Below are 22,212 nucleotides of genomic sequence, written 5' to 3'. Positions count from 1 at the left end.
CTGTTCGGCATGTGGGAAATCGCTCGTCGGTCATCGTGGGGCGCGATGACGAACTGACGGCCCTCGACACCGCGCTGAGTTCGGTTCGCGCCGGTCGCGGTGGGGCGCTATTTCTGGTCGGTGAAAGCGGCATTGGTAAATCGCGTTTGGCGGCCGCCGCCGCCGAACGCGGTTTCGCCGCAGACATGCGGCTGCTGCGCGGCCGGGCCAGCGCGCTGGGCCCGATGGTGCCGTTCCGGTCGCTGACCGAGGCCATGTTGTCGCTGGTCCGGCTGGGCGAGCCGATCGATGTGAGCGCGCTGGGCCCGTACCGCCCGATCCTCGCCAAGCTGATCCCCGACTGGGGCGAGCCGCCCGGCGAGCAGGAGGGCGCGTCGCTGGTCATCCTGGCCGAGGCCGTGCTCCGACTCACCGCGCTCGCGGGCCGCGACCACGGCTGCGTGGTCACCCTCGACGACCTGCACAACGCCGACCCCGAGACTCTGGCCGTGGTCGAGTACCTGATCGACAACCTGGCCGACCAGCCGACCCTGCTCGTGTGCGGCATCTGCGACGAGGAGCCGTCCCCGGCGCTGCGGCTGGCCCGGTCGGCGGGCCAGCGACGCGACTGCACGGTGCTCGACCTCGGCCACCTCGCCCGCGCCGACCTGCCCACGATGGTGGGCTCCTACGTCGGCGTGCGCGCCGACCGGGTTCCCGAGCCGGTGATCGACCTGATCTGGGCGGGCAGCGACGGCAACCCGTTCCGGGTGGAGGAACTGCTCGACGGGATGCTCGACAGCGGCGTGCTCGTGGTGGACGGCGACAACTGCGCGCTGACCGCGCGCCTGGAGACGAACCTGCCGGTCACCTTCGTGCGGAGCGTGACCCGGCGCATGGATCTGCTCGACACCCAGGAACGGCAGGTCCTGTCGGTCGCCGCGACGCTGGGCCGCCGGTTCCCGCTCGCGGTCGTGCGGCGCGTCGTCGGACTGGACTACCGCGACCTGCTCAGCCACCTGCACTGCGACGCCGTGGCGCGGATGGTCGGCCAGGACGAGCAGACCCCAGACTGGTACGCCTTCCGGCACTCGCTGATCACCGAGGCGCTGCTGGCCGCCTTCACCCCGGCGCAGCGGGCGCAACTGGCCGGGCAGGTCGCTGACGCCGTCGAGGAGATCTACCCCGGCCTGCCCGGCGAGTGGTGCCAGGTGAGCGCGGCCCTGCGGCTCGACGCGGGCCAGCAGCCGCGGGCGGGCCTGCTTTTCGCCGAGGCGGGCAGACGGGCCCTGGCGCTCGGCGCGGCGCACACCGCGGTCGTCCTGCTCGACAAGGCCGCCGACCTGCTCACCAACGCCGCGGCCCGCGCCGACGTGCTGGAGGCCCGGCTCGACGCGCTGGCCGAGGCCGGACTCATCGACCGGGCCCTGGCCACCGCCGAGGTGCTCGACCAGTTCGGCGGCCAGGTCGACCACCGGCGCCGGGCCCGGCTGCACGCGCGGCTGGCCTGGGTGGCCAACCTCGACGGCCGCACGGTGGAGGGTCTGGGCCAGGTGGAGACCGCGCGGGCGCTGCTGGGGCCCGACGCCGAGCCGCAGGACGTCGCCCCGCTCGACGTCGTCGCCGCGTACCTGCGGCTGGATCTGCCGGGGCCCGGCCGGATGGCCGAGGCCGAGGCCATGGCGCGGCGCGCGGCCGAGGTCGCCGAGCGGGTGCCGCTGCCGGTCGTGGCGTGCCAGGCCTGGCAGCTGCTGGGCGCCCTGGTCCGGCCGCGTGACCCGAAGGAGGCCGCGCACTTCCTGGAGCGCAGCCGGTCCATCGCGGTCCGCCACGACCTGCCGATCTGGGAGATCCACGCGCTGGTCCGGCTGGGACTCAACGACGCGCTGCAGGACGCTGGCATCGAGCGACTGGAACAGGCGCGGCAGAAGGCATCCCGCATCGGCGCGGTGACCGCCCGCTACCAGGCGGAGGTCAACATCGCGCTGCAACTGGTGCTGCGCGGGGACTTCGCCGCCGCCCAAGCGGTCATCGACCAGGTGCTGGCGGCCACGACCCGGCTCAAGCTGATGGAGATCACCCAGTTCATGCTGCTCAACCGGGCGGTGCTGGCCGCCCACCGAGGGCGGCGCAGGGACATGGACCGCGCGCTCGCCGAACTGCGCAAGTGGGACGTCGAGCCCGGCCAGCACCTGTCCAGGGTGCACGGGCTGGCCAAGGCGTTCTGCGCGCTGCTGGAGGAGGACCGGGCCGCCGCCCGCCATGAGCTGTGCCTCGCGCTCGACGCCGAGACCCGCAACCCCACCCCGTTCCGCCTGGCCGGGCGTAACGGGCTCAACTTGCTGCTGGCCGCGCTGGAGATGGAACTGGACCCGTCTGACTTGCGCTCGGTCACCGAGGCCCCGGGCGGCCAACTGCGCTGGGACCGGCAGTTCGCGCTGTTCGCCGAGGCCGTGCTGGCCGGCCGCGACGGCCGCGCGGACGCCGCCGCCGCGCTGGTCGCAGACGCGCTGCGGGTCGGCGAGCCCTACGCCATGGGCCGACACCTCGGCCTGCGCCTGGTCGCCGAGGCCGCCCTCGCCGACGGGTGGGGCACCCCACTGGACTGGCTGCGCGAGGCCGAGTCCTACTTCCACGACACCGACGTCGCCGCCGTCGCGGGCGCCTGCCGCTCCCTGATGCGCCGCGCGGGCCACCGGGTCACCCAGCGCCGGGCCGGGGTCGCCGACATCCCGCCGTCGCTGCGCGCGGCCGGGATCACCGCGCGGGAGTACCAGGTGCTGCGGCTGCTGGTGGGCAGGCTGGGCAACCAGGAGATCGCCAAGACCCTGCACCTGTCGCTGCGCACGGTCGAGAAGCACGTGTCGAGCCTGATGTCCAAGACCGGCCAGCCGAACCGGGTCGCCCTGGGCAAGTTCGCCGTCGCGGACGAGTGAGTCCAATCCCTGCCAATCCTGCCAATCTTGCCAATCCAGTCCACTCGCCTCGGCAATGGCTCTGGGGCGGCGCGCGGGCGCGAGCAAGGCTGGTCGGGCAACGATCTCGCAGCGACGGAAGGACTGCCGTGACCAACCCGTTCGAAGACGCCGACGGCCGCTACCTGGTGCTGGTCAACGAGGAGGGCCAGCACTCGCTGTGGCCCGCCTACCTCGCCGTCCCGGCGGGCTGGACCCAGGTGTTCGGCGACGCGCCCCGGCAGGAGTGCCTGGACTACACCAACGAGCACTGGACCGACCTGCGCCCCAAGAGTCTCGTCGATTAGCGGGCCGTCCGAGGTCAACTTAGGCTGCCGGAATGCGGACGCGGGTTTCCTTCGTGCTGGCGGGAATCGATGCGGCCATTGTGGACATCGTGCCCCTGCTGGTGCGGCGGTGGCGGGAGCTGGCGTTCGCCGACGACGGTGTGCTGGTAGTGGACGGTGGTCGGCGCGAAGGGCTCGCCGTCGAGGCGGGAACGCACCCGGCCGCCGGGACGCGCTACAGCCTCGTGACGGTGGGGGAGCGGGCCGGGCACTTCGACATCGAGTTGGTCGAGGACGGCGACTCCGTCTTCGCCGCGCGCATCGAGCAACGTGGTGACGTGCCGATCGAGTTCGAGTTGACCAAGCCCGCGCGGCGTGCCGTGCTCCGGTTCGCGGGTGAGGTGGATGGCCCGTGGCCGATCGGCGGGCATGTCAGTGGGGACGCGCGGATCGACCTCGACAGGTTGCCAGGAGACGGCGACCCGCCAGTCGTGATGTCGATCGAGCACCCGCGGCTGGTGGGTGACCTGCGGGCGTTCGTGCGGGCCGTGGACGGCGGCTGGCAGGTCGACGTCGACGTTCACCTGCGGGGCAACGGGATACACCGGGTCGTGCTCGCGCCGGTGATCATGTTCGTGGGTCGACGGGCGGTCCGCGACCTCATCGACAAGGTCGCGGGCGAACTCGACGCCGTTGTCCAGGGGCTTGATCCAGTGAAGGCGGCCGACCGGGTGGCGCGGAGGTTCTTGGACTCCGTTGCGCGGTACCGGATCCAGACATGAAAGAGAGGGGCCCGCGTGGACCCCTCTCTTCCGTTGCCTAGCGCTTACTTCTTGAAGTGGTACTGAGTCTGGACGTTCAGCTCAGACCACTTGTGGCCACGCGCGACGTTGGTGCGGGCGTCGTTGATGTCGATGACATCGAAGCCCTTGCCGATGTCGGAGGCGTAGATATAGCCGTTGTAGTAGTACGCGGACCAGAAGCCACCGGACTCGCTCGGGTTGGCCGCGGGGCCGCGCTCGAAGAAGCCGATCTCCACCGGGTTGGCCGAGTTGGTGAAGTCGATGACCTGCAGACCGCCCATGTACCAGGCCTGGACCATGATGTCGCGGCCAGGGATCGGGAGCAGTGAGCCGTTGTGCGCGACGCAGTTCTCCGAGTCGGTCTGCGTGCGGTTGATCTTGTAGAAGCTGCGGAACTCCAGCTTCCGGTTGTCGCCGCGGCCGGTGATGTCGTAGATGCCGTCGGCACCCCGGGTCGCACCGATCTTCGGGTTGCAGGTCGCCGCGCCGCCGCCGCCGAGCTCGTCGGTGAAGACGACCTTGGTGCCCTCGTTGTTGAAGGTCGCGGAGTGCCAGAACGCGAAGTGCGCGTCGTCCTGGACGGTGGTGATCACCCGTGGCTTGGCCCGGTCGGAGATGTCGAGCAGCACGCCGTCACCCATGCACGCGCCCGCGGCCAGGTCCTTGGCCGGGTAGACGGTGATGTCGTGGCAGCCGCTGGTCGGCACGACGTAGCCGGTGTCGACGTTGCCCGGCTTGCCGGGGTTGCCGCCGTTGGGGAACAGGTTCGGCGTCGCGACGATGGCCGCGGCGGCCGGGTTGTTCAGCGGAACCTTGATGATCGAGATCTTGTCGTGCGGCGGCTTGCACTTCGACAGCGACGCCGCCGGGCTGTAGGACGAGACGTAGAGGTAGACGTCCTTGCCGCGCTTGTCCGGCACCAGCGTGTGCGTGTGCGACCCGCAGTCGGTCTCGACCGCGGTGATGTACCTCGGGTTGGTCTTGTCGCTGATGTCGAAGATCTTCATGCCCTCCCAGTACGGCTTGGTGCCGTCGGGCTGGGCGACCGAGTTGCAGGAGTTGTCGCTGCGGCGCGAGTCGGTGGACACGAACAGCAGATCCCCGCTCACGGAGACGTCGTTCTGGGAGCCGGGGCAGAGGACCTGGCTGGTGATCGTCGGCTTCTTCGGGTGCTTGATGTTGTAGATCGTGAAGCCGAGGTAATTGCCCGCGATGGCGTAGTCGCCGGTGAACGCCAGGTCGGTACCCACCGAGCCTGCACCGGCCAGCGGCGCGGTCGCGGGGATGTTGGCGATATGGCTGATGTTGGGACTGGTGACGATTTCGTCCGGCGCTGGGAATTCGCCCTGCGCGGACGCAGCGGGCAGGCCCAGCAACGTCGATGCCAGGATCGTCGCAGCTCCGATGATCGCCGCGGGCGCGGTGCGGCGCCGGTCGCGTCGGGGTGATGGCACGCGTGTACCCCTCTCGTGGAGTCGGGAACCGCAGTATGGCCCGTCTGTCATCTCCTAACCAGCTTTATTTGTCGCGTTTCTTCGTCATTTGGGAATGGTTTGTTGTGTGGCGGATCGGCGGGGTAAGTTCCCTCGGGCTCAATGCGGATGCCGGTAAGGGGATGTCCAGATGAAGTCGTTGCGCCATTTGGTCGTCAGTGTCCTCGCGGCGGTGATCGCCCTCGGGATCTCCGGCTGTGGTGACGATGTCGCGCGACCGGACAACCCGGTGCTGCAACCGGGGAAGCCGGGGGAAGATAACAAGACGCTGTCGCCGGACGAGGCGGTCTCGGCCATCCCGACCTACAAGCCGAACGAAGCAGACATCACCTATGTCCGCGACATGATCGTCCACCACCGGCAGGCGGTGGAGATGACCGCGCTGGTGCCCCAGCGTGGGCGCAACGAGCAGGTCAAGGGTTTGGCCTCAAGGATCTCCGACGCCCAGCAGCCCGAGATCGAGGCGATGAACCGCTGGCTGAGCACCAACTTCCAGCCGCCGGTCGACCCCGGCCACGGCCATGTGCCCGCCGACATGCCGGGCATGGCCACCCCGGAGCAGCTCGCCGCCCTCAAGCAGGCCTCGGGCGCCGAATTCGACAAGCTGTTCCTGCAGCTGATGATCAAGCACCACGAGGGCGCCATCGCGATGGCCAACAAGGCACAGCAGTCCGGCGCGGACGTGAAGGTGCAGGAGATGGCCGACCACGTGGTCGCCGAGCAGGGCGACGAGATCCGCCGCATGCAGACGATGCTCGCGGGCTGACCCGGAGTTACCGAGGTCGACGAGTCGGTGGTCTTGGACGACACCGAGGAGGGCCCGGACGCGGTGCGGGTGTTTCCTGTCCCCCGGTTATCCACAGGCAGACGAAACCGGGCGGCGGCCTGCCCGGGCGGCTCGATAACATCCTCCTGTCGAGGTCACAAGACCGTGATCGCGCGAGAACCCGAGGAGTCATCGTGTCCGAGCAGCCCGCATCCGTCGCACCCGCCACGAGCGTGGTGGTGTCGGCGGGCACTACCGCGGGCGCGGCGGTCCGTGAGGCCGGGCTGCCCGGCAAGGGGCCGGACGCGATCGTGGTCGTGCGCGACCAAGAAGGCAGGCTGCGCGACCTCTCGTGGAGCCCCGACGCCGACGTGACGGTCGAGCCCGTCGCCGCCGACACCGACGACGGCCGCGCGGTGATCCGCCACTCCTGTGCCCATGTGCTGGCCCAGGCCGTGCAGCAGCAGTTCCCGGCGGCCAAGCTCGGCATCGGCCCGCCGGTGCGCGACGGCTTCTACTACGACTTCGCCGTCGACAAGCCGTTCACCCCGGAGGACCTGCAGGCGCTGGAGAAGCGCATGAAGGCGATCATCAAGGGCTCGCAGCGGTTCTCCCGGCGCGTGCTCGAGTCGGTCGAGGCCGCCAAGCAGGAACTGGCCACCGAGCCGTTCAAGCTCGAGCTCGTCGACATCAAAAGTGATGTGGACGACCCAGAGGTGATGGAGGTCGGCGGCGGCGAGCTGACGATCTACGACAACCTCGACCCGCGCAGCGGCGACCAGGTCTGGGGCGACCTGTGCCGCGGCCCGCACGTGCCGACGACCAAGCACATCCCCGCGTTCAAGCTGACCAGGGTCGCCGCGGCCTACTGGCGGGGCAACGACAAGAACCCGCAGCTGCAGCGCGTCTACGGCACGGCATGGGAGTCGCAGGAGGCGCTCGACGCCCACCTGGTGCTGCTGGCCGAGGCCGAGCGCCGCGACCACCGCAAGCTGGGCGTGGAGCTGGACCTGTTCAGCTTCCCCGACGAGATCGGCTCCGGCCTGGCGGTGTTCCACCCCAAGGGCGGGATCATCCGCAAGGCGATGGAGGACTACTCGCGCTCCAGGCACGAGCAGGAGGACTACGAGTTCGTCTACTCGCCACACATCACCAAGGGCACGCTGTTCCAGACCTCCGGCCACCTCGACTGGTACAAGGACGGCATGTACCCGGCGATGCACCTCGACGCCGAGCACGACGAAGAGGGCAAGGTCCGCAAGCCCGGCCAGGACTACTACCTCAAGCCGATGAACTGCCCGTTCCACAACCTGATCTTCCGCTCGCGCGGCCGGTCCTACCGCGAGCTGCCGCTGCGCATGTTCGAGTTCGGCTCGGTCTACCGCTACGAGAAGTCCGGTGTGGTCCACGGCCTCACCCGCGTGCGCGGCATGACGCAGGACGACGCCCACATCTTCTGCACCCCCGAGCAGCTGCAGGACGAGCTGAAGTCCCTGCTCTCGTTCGTGCTTGGCCTGTTGCGAGACTACGGCCTCGACGACTTCTACTTGGAACTGTCGACCCGCAACGAGGAGAAGTACGTCGGCACCGACGAGGCCTGGGCGGTCGCGACCGACGCGCTGCGCGAGGCCGCGGAGTCCTCGGGGCTGGACCTGGTTCCGGACCCGGGCGGCGCGGCCTTCTACGGCCCCAAGATCTCCGTGCAGGCCAAGGACGCGCTGGGCCGGACCTGGCAGATGTCGACCATCCAGGTCGACTTCCAGCTGCCGGAGCGCTTCGAACTGGAGTACACCGGCTCGGACGGCAACCGTCAGCGCCCGGTCATGATCCACCGCGCGCTGTTCGGCTCGATCGAACGCTTCTTCGGCGTCCTGACCGAGCACTACGCGGGCGCCTTCCCGGCGTGGCTGTCCCCGGTCCAGGTCATGGGCATCCCGGTCGCCGAGGATCACGTCGAACACCTGCTGCAGGTGTCGAAGGCGTTGCGGGCCAAGGGAATCCGGGTTGAGGTCGACGCCTCGGACGACCGGATGCAGAAGAAGATCCGCAACCACACACTGCAGAAGGTGCCCTTCCTGCTGCTGGCAGGGGCGAAGGACGTGGAGTCGGGTTCGGTGTCATTCCGCTTCCGCGACGGAACCCAGGTCAACGGCGTCGCGGTAGACCAGGCAGTCGCCGCCATCGAGGGCTGGATCGCCCGCAGGGTGAACGAGTCCCCAACCGCGGAGACCTTCTCGCCCGCCGAGTGAGTCGTGGGGGAGCGGCCGACCAGGTCGCTCCCTCCTTAGGATCAGCACCCACAGAACGCAAGCGGCCTGGGCCGTGGGCACCTGATTGGGTGGTTCGCCTTGATTTGGGGCCCCTCGAATGGGCCTGCGCGGGCTAAAAAGGTGGGCGAGGTGAAGCCCACCCGCGCCGAAAGTTTAGGCCCATTCACCCCAAATCAAGGCGAACCACCCAATCAGGCCGCTGGGTTCGGCCCGTTGCGTTTCGTGGGGGCTGGTGGTGGACCTGCCTACACAGACTCGGTCGCGAACCGTGCCCGCAGCTCTGTCAGCGTCTCGGCGTCCGGCGTAGTCCCGGCCCTCATCAACTCATCGATGAGCCGGAAGTAATCCTCGTAGCCCGCTGGGGTGAAGGTTACGATGCACGCCGCAGGCTTGTCCGACACGTTGCGGAACCCGTGTGCCTCCCCTCGCGGAACCGACACCACCCCACCCGCCGGAACCAGCACCGCCGACTCGCCCGTGTCGAACGTGATCTCACCCTCAGTCACCACAAAGTCCTCCTCATGCCCATGGTGAACATGCGGCGCCGCGCCGATCGCGCCGGGAGGAAGGATCTGTTCGACGATGGCCAGACGGCCGCCCGTGTCCTTGCCGGAAAGCAGCACCCGATACTCACCCGCCACGGCTTGAAGACGGTCGACATCGGCGGGGGATTTGATCAGCAGGCTCACACCGGGAGCCTACGAACCGCTGGTGGCGGGCAACATGGCCAATCCACGACAACTGGCCGCACCCGGCAGGCCCTAGGATCGGTGCATGGCCGCCGCACACGAACCGGAGCTCGTCGCCCAGGACGGGGTTGGGGTTCCTGATGCCCTGCAACGGCTCTGGACGCCGCACCGGATGGCCTATATCCGCGGTGAGAACAAGCCCGAGCACGATGAGCAGGACGGGTGTCCGTTCTGTGGGCTGATCGCCCTGGACGACGCCGACGCGCTGATCATCGCGCGCGGGGAGCTCGTCTACGCGGTGCTCAACCTCTACCCGTACAACCCCGGCCACCTCATGCTGCTGCCCTACCGGCACGTGGCCGACTACACCGAGCTGACGCGGGCCGAGACCGTCGAACTGGCGGAGTTCACCCAGCGGGCGATGGTGGTCGAGCGCAAGGTGGCCGCTCCGCACGGCTTCAACATCGGGATGAACCAGGGCGTCGTCGCGGGCGCGGGCATCGCCGCGCACCTGCATCAGCATGTCGTTCCCCGGTGGGGCGGCGACTCGAACTTCATGCCGGTCGTCGGCCACACCAAGGTGCTGCCACAGCTGCTCAGCGAGACCCGCGCTCTACTCGCGAACGCCTGGACTGCTTAAGCGTCCTGGCGGAGGACGGCCTCCAGCTCGATGTGGATGTTGATCTTGTCGGACACCACGGCGATGCCGTTCTGGACGCCCTCGAAGTTCACGTTGAAGTCCTTGCGGTTGATCTCGGCGTCGCCCGAGAAGCCGATGCGGGTGCCGCCCCACGGGTCGGGGCTGAAGCCGTTGAGCTCGAAGGTCAGCGGCACGGTCTTGGTGATGCCTTTGAGGGTCAGTTCGCCGTCGAGGACGTAGCGGTCACCCTGCGCGCGCACGCCGGTGCCGCGGTAGGTCAGCGCCGGGTAGGTGTCGACCTCGAAGAAGTCGGCCGACTTGAGGTGGCCGTCGCGCTGCTCGTTGTGGGTGTTGATGGTGCTCAGGTCGATGACGACCTCGACGCTGGAGGTCGCGAGGTCATCGGTGGTGACCAGGTGGCCGGACACGCCGTCGAAGCGGCCACGGACCTTGGTGACCACCAGGTGCCGCACGGTGAAGCCGACGTCGGAGTGCGAGGCGTCGATGTCCCAGGTGCCAGCGAGGAAGCCGGGGATCTCGGTCAGCGTGGGGGTGCTCATGGAGTCTCCTTGGATAGTTGAACGCTTAGTGGTTGAGCGCTCAACAGAGACTCTAGCGCACATCCGTTGAGAGCTCAACTATGGGTTAGAATGTGAGACATGGCAGACACCCGATGGCTCTCCGACGGCGAACAGGAGATATGGCGCGCGTTCGTCACCATGCTCAGCGCGCTCAACGACCAGCTGGATCGCCAACTACAGCGCGACTCGACGATGCCCTACACCTACTACGAGATCCTGGTCGTGCTGTCCCACGCCCCGGGCAGGCAGATGCGGATGAGTGAGCTGGCGGGCCTACGCGGCTCGTCGCGCAGCAGGCTGTCGCACGCGGTCTCGCGGCTGGAGGAGGCGGGCTGGGTCGAGCGCCGCGAATGCCCGACCGACAAGCGCGGCTCGCTGGCCGTGCTCACCGACACCGGCTTCGCCGCACTCGCCGCCGCCGCGCCCGGCCATGTCACCGAGGTCCGCGAGAAGCTGTTCGACCGGCTGACCCCCGAACAGGTGCGGGTGCTCGGCGAGATCAGTGTCGCCGTGCTCGACGGCCTCGACCCGGACAGGTTGCTGCTGGGCCGCGGGTAAACCTGCTGATCGGCCGAGGGATCGAGGCGGTTAGGGCGTGTCCTGTGGATCTTGGTGGGTGGGATTCGTGATCCGCTTGGTTCCTGGGCGTGCCGCGGGGGCGGTCGCGTACTGGTTGTCCGTGGCCGTTCCCGCGGTGCGGTCAGGGGTCAAGCGGGCGCGGATAGCGCCCGCCATGATCCGCAGGACATGCCCTAGGCTGCCCGGGCCAGTTGGTCTCACCGGATAGGTGCACTCGACGCCCCCATGCTGAATATCTTCGCTCGTGCCTCGGTCAACCGCGTCACCGATCCGATCGGTGCGTCGCTGGTGCGGATCGGCTTCACCCCGAACGTGGTGACGGTCGTCGGCACCGTCGGCGCCGTGGTGGCTTCGCTCTGGCTGTTCCCGACCGGGCACCTGTTCGTGGGCACCGTCGCGGTCACCGCCTTCGCGCTGTTCGACCTGATCGACGGCGCCATGGCGCGCGCGCAGGGCGGCGGCACCCGCTACGGCGCGGTGCTCGACGCCAGTTGCGACCGGATCGCCGACGGCGCGCTGTCCAGCGCCATCGTCTGGTACTGCTTCGCCGTGGCCGACAACCGGACGCTCGCCGCGGCCGCGCTGATCTGCCTGGTCGCGGGCCAGGTGATCTCCTATGTGAAGGCCCGCGCCGAGGCGGCGGGCCTCAGCGCCGACGGCGGCGTGGTCGAACGCGCCGAGCGGCTGATCATCACCCTGGTCGGGACCGGACTCAGCGGCCTTGGCGTCCCCTACGCGCTGCACGTCGCGCTGTGGGTGCTGGCCGCGGGCTCGGTCGTGACCGTCACGCAGCGGCTGCTCGCGGTGCGGCGAGCGGCCAAGGAGGAGAGCGCATGAACTTCGGCGAACGCCTCGCCGGCCTGGGCTACGCGGCCGGGTGGCGGCTGGTCAGGGTGCTGCCCGAGAGCGTGGCCAAGGCCGTGTTCGGCTTCGGGGCCGACCTCGCCGCGCGCCGCCAGGGCCCGGGCGCCAAGCAGCTGCGGGCCAACCTCGCCCGCGTCGTCCCGCAGGCGGGCGAGGACGAACTGGACGAACTCGTCCGCCAAGCCCTGCGGTCCTACGCGCGGTACTGGATGGAGGCCTTCCGCCTGCCATCGATGGACCACGACGCCGTCCACCGCTCCATCAACGCCGAGGCCACCGGCCATGAGAACCTCGACGCCGCGCTCGCCGAGGGCAACGGCGTGATCCTCGCGCTGCCCCACTCGGGCAACTGGGACGCGGCCGGGGTGTGGATGGTGGGCCTGCACGGCAAGTTCGCCACCGTCGCCGAGCGGCTCAAGCCGGAGTCGCTCTACCGCCGGTTCGTCGACTACCGCGAGTCCCTGGGCTTCGAGATCCTCGCGGCCAGCGGCGACGAGCGGTCCCCGTCGGAGGTGCTGGCCGAGCGGCTGCGCGCCAACGGCATCGTCTGCCTGCTCGCCGACCGCGACCTGACCCCGTCCGGGATCCCGGTGACGTTCTTCGGCGCCGAGACGCGCATGCCCGCGGGCCCGGCCTACCTCGCGGCGAAGACCGGTGCGGCGCTGCTGCCGGTCGGGCTCTGGTTCACCGAGGACGGCTGGGGCCTGCGGCTGCACCCGCGGATCCGGGTGACCGGCATCGACGGCGTCCAGGCCGCCACCCAGGCGCTCGCCGACGTGCTGGCCGGTGACATAGCCGCGCACCCGGCAGACTGGCACATGCTGCAGAAGCTGTGGGTCGAGGACTTGTCCGCCGACCGCCAGAAAGCGCTCGCCGCGCGGGAGGAACCCCGGCAGCCGTGAGGATCGGGATTGTGTGCCCCTACTCCTTCGAGGTCCCCGGAGGAGTGCAGGCCCACGTGCTCGACCTGGCCAGGGCGCTGCGGGCGCAGGGCCACGAGGTCGACGTGCTCGCCCCGGCCGACGAGGACGCCGAGCTGCCCGACTTCGTCCACCCCGCCGGGCGCGCGGTCGGCATCCCGTACAACGGGTCGGTGGCCCGGCTGTCCTTCGGCCCGGTGTCCTACGCGCGGGTCCGCCGCTGGATCCGCGACCACGACTTCGACGTGCTGCACCTGCACGAGCCGACCGCGCCGAGCCTGTCGATGCTGGCACTGATGATCGCCGACGGGCCGATCGTGGCGACCTTCCACACCTCGACACCGCGCTCGCGCACGCTGAGCGCGCTCCAGGGCGTGCTGCAGCCGTTCCTGGAGAAGGTGACCGCCCGCATCGCGGTGTCGGCGCTGGCCCGGCGGGTGCAGGTGGAACACCTGGGCGGCGACGCGGTGGAGATCCCCAACGGCGTCGACGTCGGCTTCTTCCGCGACGTGCCGCCGCTGGCGGGCTACCCGCGAGCGACGGGCACGATCGGCTTCGTCGGCCGCTACACCGAACCCCGCAAGGGCATGCCGGTCCTGCTCGACGCCATGCGGCGGCTGGACCTGCCGGACGTGCGCCTGCTGGTCGTCGGCCGCGGCGACGCCAACGAGCTGCGTCAGCTGGCCGGTCCGGAGCTGGCGGGCCGACTCGACCTGCTCGGCCAGGTCGACGACAAGACCAAGGCACGGGCGCTGCGCAGCGTCGACGTCTACTGCGCGCCGAACACCGGCGGCGAGAGCTTCGGCATCATCCTCACCGAGGCGATGTCCGCGGGAGCCGCCGTCGTCGCCAGCGACCTCGACGCCTTCCGCCGCGTCTTGGACGACGGCCGCGCCGGGGTGCTCACCGCGGTCAACGACTCCGACGCCCTAGCCGCAGGCCTGCGCTCGGTCCTGACCGACCCGGCCCGCCGCGCCAACCTGATCGCCGAGGGGGAGCGGCGCGTGGCAGCCTTCGACTGGTCGGTCGTGGCGAACCAGGTCCTGCGGGTCTACGAACAGGCGGTCGCAGCCGACCCGCGCGGGGTGGGTGAGGTGCCGTGACCGGCCTTGAGATCACCCTCCTCGTCGTCGTCCTGGCGCTGGTCGTCGTCATCGGCGTCTGGCTCGTCGGCACCGCCAACCGCCTCGACCGCCTCCACATCAGAACCGACGCCGCCTGGGCCGCCCTGGAGGCAGCCCTCGCCCGCCGAGCCGTCGTCGCCAGGGCCGTCTCCGGCGTCCTCGACCACGACCGATCCGACCCCCTCCGTGCGGTGTCGGAACGAGCCGAGCGGGCCGCCCGCCCCGACCGCGAGGCCGCCGAGAACGAACTCACCCGCCACCTCGCCGCCGTCGACCGCCAATCCCTCCCCCTCACCCTGGCCGCCGAACTGATCGACGCCGAACACCGAGTCGTCATCGCCCGCCGCGTCCACGGCGACGCAGTCCGCGACACCCTGTCCCAGCGACGGCGCCGGTTCGTCCGCTGGTTCAAACTCGCGGGCACGGCCCCGGAACCGCAGTACCTGGAGATCGCCGAACCCGAACTGGGCGAAGAAGTCCCCCGCCCAAGACCCGCCGCCCGCGTGGTCCTCCTCGACGCCGACGACCGCGTGCTCCTGTTCCACGGCCACGACCCCGTCCGCGCCGAGGACACCTACTGGTTCACCGCGGGCGGCGGCGTAGAGCCGGGCGAAGACCTCAGAACAGCCGCCTCCCGAGAACTGGCCGAGGAAACCGGCGTGGAACTCCCCCCGGAAGCGCTAAAAGGCCCCCTATGGCGTCGACGCGTCGCCTTCAGTTTCGAGGGCCGAAATTACGACGGCGAGGAATGGTTCTTCCTCGGTCACCTCCCCGACGGCGTCACAATCGACACCACCGGATTCACCACCTTGGAATCCCAAACGATCGCCGAACACCGCTGGTGGACCACCACCGAACTCCGCCAGACCACCGACACCGTCTATCCCGTACAACTCGCCGACTTGATGACCTCAGTCCGCGACTGGGACGGCACCGTAAAAGCAGTCCGCTAACCAACCCAGACCAAGCCAGACCAGGCCGCACGGAAGAAGCGGAAGAAGCGGAAGAAGCGGAAGAAGCGGAAGAAAGAGCCGACTCCCACAGAACGCAAGGGGCACAACAGAACGGCCTGTTTGGGTGGTTCGCCTTGATTTGGGGGAAATGGGCCTAAAATCGCGGTGCGGGTGAGGTTCCTTGAGCTCGCCTTTTGACCCGCACAGGCCCATTTCGAGGGGCCCCAAATCAAGGCGAACCACCCAAACAGGCGCCGCCGCGTAAAACGGCCGAACTACGCGAATTGCGCAGCAAGAGACTCCGGCAACGGATCGAACCGCGCAAACCCCCGACTGAACGTAGCCGACCCAGAAGTCATGGACCGCAACTCGATCAGATACCGGGGCAACGCCGTCGCAGGCACCTCAGCGAGGATCACCGTGTACCCATCACTATCCGACTCGGTCCCCAACACCCGCCCCCGCCGCGAAGAAAGATCCCCAAGCACCGTCCCCAAATGCTCATCCGGCAACCGCACCCGCACCGAGTCGATCGGCTCCAACAACGAGATCCGCCCGTGCCCGGCCGCGTCCTTCAATGCCAATGACCCGGCCGTCTGGAAAGCGGCGTCCGACGAGTCCACGCTGTGCGACTTCCCGTCGACCAGCGTCACGCGGATGTCCACCACCGGATGCCCACCATGCAACCCACGCTCCAACTGAGCCCGCACACCCTTCTCCACCGACGAGATGAACTGGTGCGGCACCGCCCCACCGACCACCTTGTCCACGAACTCGAACCCCGACCCGGTCGGCAGCGGCTCCACCTCGATATCGCACACCGCGTACTGCCCATGGCCGCCCGACTGCTTCACGTGCCGTCCGTGCCCGCGCGACGGCGCCGCGAACGTCTCTCGCAGCGACACCTTCACCGGCTCGGTCTCCACGTCCGCCCCGCCCGCGCGCAGGCGGGCGAGCACGACGTCGGCGTGGGCCTCGCCCATGCACCAAAGGACCAACTGGTGGGTCTCGGGATTGCGGTCCATCCGTAGCGTCGGGTCGCCCGCGACCAGCCGGGACAGGTTGCGCGCCAAGGTGTCCTCATCGCTGCGGGTCTTGGCGACCACGGCGACCGGGAGCAGCGGCTCGGGCATCTGCCACGGCGCCATCAGGATCGGGTCCTCCGGCGCGGACACGGTGTCCCCGGTCTCGGCCGAGCCGACCTTCGTCAGGGCACAGAGGTCGCCCGCCACGCAGTAGGGCACCTCGCGCAGGTTCGCGCCGAGCGGTGAGTAGATGTGGGCGACGCGCTCGTCGACGTCGTGGTCCTCGTGGCCGCGGTCGGCGAGCCCGTGGCCGGAGACGTGCACCGACCGCTCGGGGCGCAGGGTGCCGGAGAACACCCGGACCAGCGACACCCGCCCGACGTAGGAGTCGACCGCCGTGCGCACCACCTCGGCGGCCAGCGGACCGTTCGGGTCGGCGCTCAGCGCGGCGTGCGGTTTGCCGTACGGGTCGGTGACCATCGGCAGCGGGTGTTCGAGTGGGGACGGGAAGGCCCTGGTCAACGCCTCCTGCAGCGCGGACAAGCCGACGCCGGTCTGCGCGCACACGGGGATCACCGGATGGAACGAGCCCCGGGCGACCGCGGTCTCCAGGTCGGCGATGATCGTCTCGGTGTCGATCTCCTCGCCCGCCAGGTAGCGGTCCATGAGGGTCTCGTCCTCGCTCTCGGCGATGATGCCTTCGAGCAGTTCGTCCCGCGCCTCGGCGACCCTGGCCAACTCGCCCTTGTCCGGCTCACGCACGGTCGGCGGATGTCCGGCGGAGTGGTCGAAGTGGCGTTGGGTGATCAGGCCGAGCAGACCGTCCTTGGTTGGCAGGTACAGCGGCAGCACCCCCGCGCCGAACGCCGCCTGGCACTGGGCCAACTCGCCCGCGAAGTCGGCGCGCGGATGGTCGAGCCGGGCGATCACCAGCGCGCGCGGCATCCCGACGGCGGCGCACTCGTTCCACAGGGTGATCGTCGCGGAGTCCACGCCTTCGGCCGCGCACACCACGAACAGGGCGGCGTCGGCGGCACGAAGACCCGCGCGCAGCTCGCCGACGAAGTCCGCGTAGCCGGGGGTGTCGATGAGATTGACCTTGATCCCGTCGTGCATGAACGGCGCCACGGCGAGTCCGACCGACCGCTGTTGGCGCACCGCGGCCGGGTCGTGGTCGCACACCGTCGTCCCCTCGGTGACCGACCCCGCGCGCGGCAGCACGCCCGCCGCCGTCAGCAGCGCCTCGACCAGGGTGGTCTTGCCTGAGCCGGAAGGCCCGACGAGGACGATGTTGCGCACCTTGCTGGGGTCGTCCGCCGCGACACCGGACTCGGCCAGGCCGTTGTCGGAGTGCTTGCTACCCATGTCGCCCACCTCCCACTAGTCGGAGAGCCGCCGGGGCTCCCATCGGCAGTTGTGTCCGATCTCACACCCGTTCGACGGCGGGGACAACCCCGGCCAGCCATGCGGGGCAAAGTGGCCTTCGAGAGTCGTCTCGGATTGGCATGCCAGAGCGGGCCACCTGCGACGTACGCTGTGGTCAGCGGCGCCGCTGCTGCCCCCATCGCCAAGCTCGAAAGGTCCCATCGTGTCCGACGCACAGACCACCGCTCCCGTCCCCGAGACCGGCACCGTCCGGGTCAAGCGCGGCATGGCGGAGATGCTCAAGGGCGGCGTGATCATGGACGTGGTCGACGCCGAGCAGGCCAAGATCGCCGAGGACGCGGGCGCGGTGGCCGTCATGGCCCTCGAGCGCGTCCCCGCCGACATCCGCGCCCAGGGCGGCGTGGCCCGGATGAGCGACCCCGACCTGATCGACGGCATCATCGAGGCCGTCTCCATCCCCGTGATGGCCAAGGCCCGCATCGGCCACTTCGTCGAGGCCCGCGTCCTGCAGTCCCTCGGCGTCGACTACATCGACGAGTCCGAGGTCCTGACCCCGGCCGACTACACCAACCACATCGACAAGTGGCAGTTCACCGTGCCGTTCGTCTGCGGCGCCACCAACCTCGGCGAGGCTCTGCGCCGCATCACCGAGGGCGCGGCGATGATCCGCTCCAAGGGTGAGGCGGGCACCGGCGACGTCTCCAACGCCACCACCCACATGCGCAAGATCCTCGGCGAGATCCGCCGCCTGCAGAACCTGGCCGAGGACGAGCTGTACGTCGCGGCCAAGGAACTCCAGGCGCCGTACGAGCTGGTCCGTGAGGTCGCCCGGGCAGGCAAGCTGCCGGTCGTGCTGTTCACCGCGGGCGGCATCGCCACCCCGGCCGACGCGGCGATGATGATGCAGCTCGGCGCCGAGGGCGTGTTCGTCGGCTCCGGCATCTTCAAGTCCGGCAACCCGGCCCAGCGCGCCGAGGCCATCGTCAAGGCCACCACGTTCCACGACGACCCGGACGTCATCGCCAAGGTCTCGCGCGGCCTGGGTGAGGCCATGGTCGGCATCAACGTCGAGGACGTCCCCGAACCCCACCGCCTGGCCGACCGCGGCTGGTGATCTCGGCTGATGGGTGGCCCTTCCGGGCCACCCATCAGGACGGCGGGTAAAGCTCGATCGTCGCGTTGTGGCTGTTAGAGCCTGCCAACTTCGCGTCACAGGTCACCAGGGGCGCGTCCAGTTCCTCGGCGAGGGCGATGTAGGCGGCGTCATAGACGCTGATCGAATGTCGGAGCTCCCAGATGCGCGTCATGAATGGCTCATGGCTGGAGCGCGCCACCGGGAGGTTCGAGAGTCGGGAAACGGCGCGGCCGGCTGTTTCCAAGTCCATCTCGCCTCGGCGGACGTGTTTGGCGAAGGCGCTCAACGTCTCCAGGATGAGGACCTCGGGAGCGAACAGCCTGCTCGTGAGAATCCGATGGATCAGAGGTTGGTGCGGGTTCGCGGAGCCGAGCGCTTCGACAAGGGCGGACGCGTCGATGACTATGTCGTTGGTCAACGGTCACGGTCCTCGCGAATCGCCGCGGCGATCTGTTCGCGGGGGACACCGCCGGAACGGTACCTGTCGGCGTCCGCCAGGATCTCGGCCATCGTCGGCCCCTCGAACTCGGCGTGCCAGCGTTCCAAGTTCTCTCGCACGCTGAACGGCCGACTGATCGACGCAGGACGTCCGCCGGTCGAGTTCGCCGGAGGCCGAGCGGGCCGGCCAACAGGTTCATCGTGGGCGTGTTCTGTCATGACTCAAGGTTAGACCCGATCACCGACAGTTCCAGTCCCATTTCACACGTGTTCGGACACCATGCAAGCCGTAGTGCCAGGTTGGAGGGCCTCGAACACATGAGGCAGGTCACCCGGGTAGGCGACGTAGTCGCCGGGACCGATCTCGATCGGATCGTCGGCCAGCCCGAGCAGTGCGCGGCCCGAGACCAGCACCACGTGCTCCACCACCCCCGGCATGTGCGGCGCGGACTCACGGCGGCTGCCCGGTTCGGCGGTGATCAGGTAGATGTCGCGGCGGGCGTGCGGTGGGCAGGAGGCCAGCAGGGTGGCCACGTAGTCCGCGCGCTCGGAGTAGATGGCCGGGCCCTCACCGGCGCGGATCAATTGAACTCGCGGGCGCGGTGGCTCGACCAGGCGGCTGAACGGCACGTTCAGGGCGACGCCGAGGGCCCACAGGGTCTCCACACTCGGGTTGCCCGATGCCGACTCCAGTTGCGACAGGGTCGACTTGGCGATGCCCGCGCGTTTGGCCAGTTCGGACAGCGACAGTCCGATCCGCTCGCGCTCGCGGCGCAGCGAGTGGGCGATCACTTCCAGGGGCGCGCCGCTCATGGCTCTCCCGTTCGATATGGCGTACGCGACGTTCGCCTTGACGAACGTCGCCCTGGGCGTTCAGGATATGAAACCATGCGTTCGATCTGGCGAACACTCGATGCCGAGCTGTGGCGCGGCGTGCTGGCCATCGCCGTCGCGGCGGTGGTCAACGGCCTGTCCTTCGGTGCGATCTCGGTCGCGGCGGGTACCCCGGTGTGGGTGCCGGTCGTGATGTCCCTGCTCGTCTTCGCGGGCGGCTCCCAATATCTGGCAGTCGGCGTGGTCGCCGCGGGCGGCAGTCCGGTGGCCGCGGTGCTCGGCGGGCTCATCCTCAACGCCCGCCACCTGCCGTTCGGGTTGGCGGTCGGGCAGGTGATCGGCACGTCCTGGCCCGCGCGGCTGGTCGGCAGTCACCTTTTGATCGACGAGTCGGTCGCCTTCGCGATGGCCGAACCGGACCCGCGCCGCGCGCGGGCCTCGTTCTGGCTGTGCGGCGCGGCGCTGTTCGCGGCGTGGAACCTCGGTGTGCTCGGCGGCGCGCTGACCGGGCAGTTGGTCAGCGACCCGGCGGTGTTGGGGCTGGACGCGGTGTTCCCCGCGATCATGCTGGCGCTCGTGCTGCCGTCGCTGACCGACTCGGCCAAGCTGCGGCCCGCGCTGCTCGGCGCGGCGGTCGCGCTGGCCACCACGCCGTTCCTGCCCGCTGGTGTCCCGGTGTTGTTGTCGCTGGTCGGCCTGCTCGCCGTGCCGCGTCGGGTGAAGGAGGCGGTGTGACTCTCGTTCCCATCCTCGTGCTCGCGCTGGGGACTTTCGCCTTCCGGTTCGGCGGGGTGCTGCTGCGGGAGCGGGTCGAGTTCCCCGACCACGTCCGGGAACTGCTCTCGACCGCCGCCATCGTGCTGCTCGTCGCCCTGGTGGCCACATCGTCGCTGGTCAAGGGGCAGTCCTTCGCCGGGTGGGCGCTGCCCGCAGGCGTGTTGGTCGGCGGAGTCCTGGCCTGGCGCAAGGCGCCGTTCGTCGTCGTCGTGGCCGCCGCGGCGGCCACCGCGGCACTGCTCCGGCTCGCCGGGGTGGCCTGAGTAGGCTGGTTGAACCATATGGAGGGGTCGAAGTGTCCGCAGATCGTCCGCTGATCGGTGTCCTCGCGTTGCAGGGCGACGTCCGGGAGCACACCGCCGCGCTCGTCGCGGGCGGCGCCAGGGTCATCCCGGTGCGCCGGGCCGGTGAGCTGTCCCAAGTGGACGGACTGGTGCTGCCCGGCGGCGAGTCGACCACGATCTCCCGGCTGCTGGAGACCTTCGAGCTGCTGGAGCCGCTGCGCGCGCGCATCGCCGACGGCATGCCGACCTACGGCTCGTGCGCGGGCATGATCCTGCTCGCCGAGAAGGTCCTCGACGGCAGGCCCGACCAGAACCAGCTCGGCGGCCTGGACATGATCGTGCGCCGCAACGCCTTCGGCAGGCAGGTCGACTCCTTCGAGGAGGACCTCGACATCGAGGGAATCGACGGCGGACCGACACACGCCGTGTTCATCCGCGCGCCTTGGGTAGAGTCGGCGTCCCCGGCTGTTCAGGTCTTGGCCACCGTGCCCGAGACACCAGCCGCGGGCGCCGCCGCCGGTAGGATCGTCGCCGTTCGGCAGCGCAACGTGCTGGCCACGGCGTTCCACCCGGAACTGACCGGCGACCACCGGGTGCACCAGCTGTTCGTGAACATGGTCGAAGAGTCATGACGGAGGAGAGATGAGCGGCCACTCCAAGTGGGCGACAACCAAGCACAAGAAGGCCGCCCTCGACGCCAAGCGTGGCAAGCTCTTCGCGAAGCTGATCAAGAACATCGAGGTCGCGGCCCGCACCGGCGGCGGTGACCCCAGCGGCAACCCGACGCTGTTCGACGCCATCCAGAAGGCGCGGAAGAACTCCGTGCCTGCTGACAATGTGGAGCGCGCGCGCAAGCGCGGCGCGGGCGAGGAGGCGGGCGGCGCCGACTGGCAGACGATCATGTACGAGGGCTACGGCCCCAACGGCGTCGCTGTGCTGATCGAGTGTCTGACCGACAACCGCAACCGCGCCGCGGGCGAGGTGCGCACGGCGATGACCCGCAACGGCGGCACCATGGCCGACCCGGGCTCGGTCTCGTACATGTTCAACCGCAAGGGCGTCATCATCCTGCCCAAGAACGGCCTGTCGGAGGACGACGTCCTCATGGCCGTCCTGGAGGCCGGCGCCGAGGAGGTCAACGACCTCGGCGACAGTTACGAGATCGTCTCCGAGCCGACTGACCTGGTGGCGGTCCGCACGGCCCTGCAGAACTCGGGCTACGACTACGAGTCGGCCGACGCCAACTTCGTGCCGTCGGTGACGGTGCAGCTGGAGGCCGAGGGCGCCCGCAAGATCTTCAAGCTGATCGACGCCCTCGAAGACTCGGACGACGTGCAGAACGTCTTCGCCAACTTCGACATTTCCGATGAGGTCATGGCGGTTGTCGATGCTTAGAGAAACGTCTTCGCGCTGTGTCATCTTCCACATTTC

Annotated in this window: 23 protein-coding genes and 1 pseudogene; 17 read left to right on the top strand and 7 right to left on the bottom strand. The window is 69.4% G+C overall.

Annotated elements, in window-relative coordinates; genetic code table 11:
• Window positions 1-11 precede the first annotated feature (11 nt).
• The 3 genes from BN1701_RS14680 to BN1701_RS14670 all read left to right on the top strand — a co-directional run bounded on the left by BN1701_RS14680 (window position 12) and on the right by BN1701_RS14670 (window position 4,002).
• Window positions 12-2,915, top strand: coding sequence for an AAA family ATPase (locus tag BN1701_RS14680; protein ID WP_197672092.1), 2,904 nt, complete (start codon window positions 12-14; stop codon window positions 2,913-2,915).
• Window positions 2,916-3,043: 128 nt separating this feature from the next.
• The gene (locus BN1701_RS14675) at window positions 3,044-3,241 is read left to right on the top strand and encodes an MbtH family protein (protein ID WP_054049240.1); all 198 of its coding nucleotides are present in this window, start codon (window positions 3,044-3,046) and stop codon (window positions 3,239-3,241) included.
• 32 nt (window positions 3,242-3,273) lie between these two features.
• Complete coding sequence (locus tag BN1701_RS14670) at window positions 3,274-4,002, top strand: hypothetical protein (RefSeq protein WP_054049238.1); 729 nt, start codon at window positions 3,274-3,276, stop codon at window positions 4,000-4,002.
• A gap of 44 nt (window positions 4,003-4,046) precedes the next feature.
• On the opposite strand, the gene BN1701_RS14665 is transcribed toward BN1701_RS14670, so the two are convergent.
• Window positions 4,047-5,477, bottom strand: a complete 1,431-nt coding sequence (locus BN1701_RS14665; RefSeq protein WP_054049236.1) for an LVIVD repeat-containing protein — start codon at window positions 5,475-5,477, stop codon at window positions 4,047-4,049.
• Window positions 5,478-5,646: 169 nt separating this feature from the next.
• Here BN1701_RS14665 and BN1701_RS14660 point away from each other — a divergent pair, with 169 nt between their 5' ends.
• The 3 genes and pseudogenes from BN1701_RS14660 to thrS all read left to right on the top strand — a co-directional run bounded on the left by BN1701_RS14660 (window position 5,647) and on the right by thrS (window position 8,531).
• Entirely contained in the window at window positions 5,647-6,282 is a 636-nt protein-coding gene (locus BN1701_RS14660; RefSeq protein WP_054049235.1) for a DUF305 domain-containing protein, read from the top strand.
• A gap of 12 nt (window positions 6,283-6,294) precedes the next feature.
• A pseudogene (locus BN1701_RS38205) lies at window positions 6,295-6,367 on the top strand (DUF3090 domain-containing protein); the annotation flags it as partial.
• 148 nt (window positions 6,368-6,515) lie between these two features.
• Window positions 6,516-8,531, top strand: coding sequence for a threonine--tRNA ligase (gene thrS, locus BN1701_RS14655; RefSeq protein WP_054055863.1), 2,016 nt, complete (start codon window positions 6,516-6,518; stop codon window positions 8,529-8,531).
• Between the two features lie 266 nt (window positions 8,532-8,797).
• Here the strand turns inward: thrS and BN1701_RS14650 are convergent, their stop codons facing one another.
• Complete coding sequence (locus tag BN1701_RS14650) at window positions 8,798-9,241, bottom strand: cupin domain-containing protein (protein ID WP_082859856.1); 444 nt, start codon at window positions 9,239-9,241, stop codon at window positions 8,798-8,800.
• A gap of 85 nt (window positions 9,242-9,326) precedes the next feature.
• Here BN1701_RS14650 and BN1701_RS14645 point away from each other — a divergent pair, with 85 nt between their 5' ends.
• Window positions 9,327-9,881 (top strand): HIT domain-containing protein, encoded by a 555-nt coding sequence (locus BN1701_RS14645; RefSeq protein ID WP_054049231.1) that lies wholly within the window; start codon window positions 9,327-9,329, stop codon window positions 9,879-9,881.
• Here the strand turns inward: BN1701_RS14645 and BN1701_RS14640 are convergent.
• Window positions 9,878-10,441 (bottom strand): YceI family protein, encoded by a 564-nt coding sequence (locus BN1701_RS14640; protein WP_054049229.1) that lies wholly within the window; start codon window positions 10,439-10,441, stop codon window positions 9,878-9,880. The two genes, BN1701_RS14645 and BN1701_RS14640, sit on opposite strands and share 4 nt — an antisense overlap.
• Before the next feature lie 99 nt (window positions 10,442-10,540).
• On the opposite strand from BN1701_RS14640, the gene BN1701_RS14635 reads away from it, so the two are divergent.
• The 5 genes from BN1701_RS14635 (at window position 10,541) to BN1701_RS14615 (ending at window position 14,902) form a co-directional block, all read left to right on the top strand.
• Window positions 10,541-11,020 (top strand): MarR family winged helix-turn-helix transcriptional regulator, encoded by a 480-nt coding sequence (locus BN1701_RS14635; protein ID WP_054049227.1) that lies wholly within the window; start codon window positions 10,541-10,543, stop codon window positions 11,018-11,020.
• Between the two features lie 246 nt (window positions 11,021-11,266).
• On the top strand, window positions 11,267-11,878 hold the full coding sequence (gene pgsA, locus BN1701_RS14630; protein WP_054049225.1) for a phosphatidylinositol phosphate synthase: 612 nt from the start codon (window positions 11,267-11,269) through the stop codon (window positions 11,876-11,878).
• Complete coding sequence (locus BN1701_RS14625; RefSeq protein WP_054049223.1) at window positions 11,875-12,807, top strand: phosphatidylinositol mannoside acyltransferase; 933 nt, start codon at window positions 11,875-11,877, stop codon at window positions 12,805-12,807. The genes pgsA and BN1701_RS14625 overlap by 4 nt, the downstream gene beginning before the upstream one ends.
• Complete coding sequence (locus BN1701_RS14620) at window positions 12,804-13,928, top strand: glycosyltransferase family 4 protein (RefSeq protein ID WP_054049221.1); 1,125 nt, start codon at window positions 12,804-12,806, stop codon at window positions 13,926-13,928. Before BN1701_RS14625 ends, BN1701_RS14620 begins: the two co-directional genes overlap by 4 nt.
• Window positions 13,925-14,902: an NUDIX hydrolase gene (locus BN1701_RS14615; RefSeq protein WP_054049219.1), complete on the top strand. Its 978-nt coding sequence runs from the start codon at window positions 13,925-13,927 to the stop codon at window positions 14,900-14,902. The genes BN1701_RS14620 and BN1701_RS14615 overlap by 4 nt, the downstream gene beginning before the upstream one ends.
• A 275-nt stretch (window positions 14,903-15,177) precedes the next feature.
• Here the strand turns inward: BN1701_RS14615 and BN1701_RS14610 are convergent, their stop codons facing one another.
• Window positions 15,178-17,292 (bottom strand): elongation factor G-like protein EF-G2, encoded by a 2,115-nt coding sequence (locus BN1701_RS14610; protein WP_172803251.1) that lies wholly within the window; start codon window positions 17,290-17,292, stop codon window positions 15,178-15,180.
• A gap of 223 nt (window positions 17,293-17,515) precedes the next feature.
• On the opposite strand from BN1701_RS14610, the gene pdxS reads away from it, so the two are divergent.
• Window positions 17,516-18,427, top strand: coding sequence for a pyridoxal 5'-phosphate synthase lyase subunit PdxS (gene pdxS, locus BN1701_RS14605; RefSeq protein ID WP_054049216.1), 912 nt, complete (start codon window positions 17,516-17,518; stop codon window positions 18,425-18,427).
• A gap of 34 nt (window positions 18,428-18,461) precedes the next feature.
• Here the strand turns inward: pdxS and BN1701_RS14600 are convergent, their stop codons facing one another.
• The 3 genes from BN1701_RS14600 to BN1701_RS14595 all read right to left on the bottom strand — a co-directional run bounded on the left by BN1701_RS14600 (window position 18,462) and on the right by BN1701_RS14595 (window position 19,699).
• Window positions 18,462-18,866 carry a type II toxin-antitoxin system VapC family toxin gene (locus BN1701_RS14600; protein WP_054049214.1) on the bottom strand — a complete coding sequence of 135 codons (405 nt, stop codon included), beginning with the start codon at window positions 18,864-18,866 and terminating at the stop codon, window positions 18,462-18,464.
• Window positions 18,863-19,006, bottom strand: a complete 144-nt coding sequence (locus tag BN1701_RS35540) for a hypothetical protein (protein ID WP_157367983.1) — start codon at window positions 19,004-19,006, stop codon at window positions 18,863-18,865. The genes BN1701_RS14600 and BN1701_RS35540 overlap by 4 nt, the downstream gene beginning before the upstream one ends.
• A 141-nt stretch (window positions 19,007-19,147) precedes the next feature.
• Entirely contained in the window at window positions 19,148-19,699 is a 552-nt protein-coding gene (locus tag BN1701_RS14595; RefSeq protein WP_157367982.1) for a helix-turn-helix domain-containing protein, read from the bottom strand.
• A 75-nt stretch (window positions 19,700-19,774) separates the two neighbouring features.
• Between BN1701_RS14595 and BN1701_RS14590 the strand changes: the two genes are divergently transcribed.
• The 4 genes from BN1701_RS14590 to BN1701_RS14575 are packed head-to-tail and all read left to right on the top strand — an operon-like array spanning window position 19,775 to window position 22,176.
• Window positions 19,775-20,455, top strand: coding sequence for an AzlC family ABC transporter permease (locus tag BN1701_RS14590; RefSeq protein WP_054049210.1), 681 nt, complete (start codon window positions 19,775-19,777; stop codon window positions 20,453-20,455).
• Window positions 20,452-20,760 (top strand): AzlD domain-containing protein, encoded by a 309-nt coding sequence (locus BN1701_RS14585; RefSeq protein ID WP_054049208.1) that lies wholly within the window; start codon window positions 20,452-20,454, stop codon window positions 20,758-20,760. The genes BN1701_RS14590 and BN1701_RS14585 overlap by 4 nt, the downstream gene beginning before the upstream one ends.
• Window positions 20,761-20,792: 32 nt before the next feature.
• Window positions 20,793-21,413 (top strand): pyridoxal 5'-phosphate synthase glutaminase subunit PdxT, encoded by a 621-nt coding sequence (gene pdxT, locus BN1701_RS14580; protein WP_054049206.1) that lies wholly within the window; start codon window positions 20,793-20,795, stop codon window positions 21,411-21,413.
• 10 nt (window positions 21,414-21,423) lie between these two features.
• Window positions 21,424-22,176 (top strand): YebC/PmpR family DNA-binding transcriptional regulator, encoded by a 753-nt coding sequence (locus BN1701_RS14575; protein WP_054049204.1) that lies wholly within the window; start codon window positions 21,424-21,426, stop codon window positions 22,174-22,176.
• The last annotated feature ends 36 nt before the right edge of the window (window positions 22,177-22,212 follow it).

It is taken from the genome of Alloactinosynnema sp. L-07 (assembly GCF_900070365.1).
Classification (GTDB): domain Bacteria; phylum Actinomycetota; class Actinomycetes; order Mycobacteriales; family Pseudonocardiaceae; genus Actinokineospora.
This window is presented reverse-complemented; position numbering and strand designations above follow the sequence as displayed.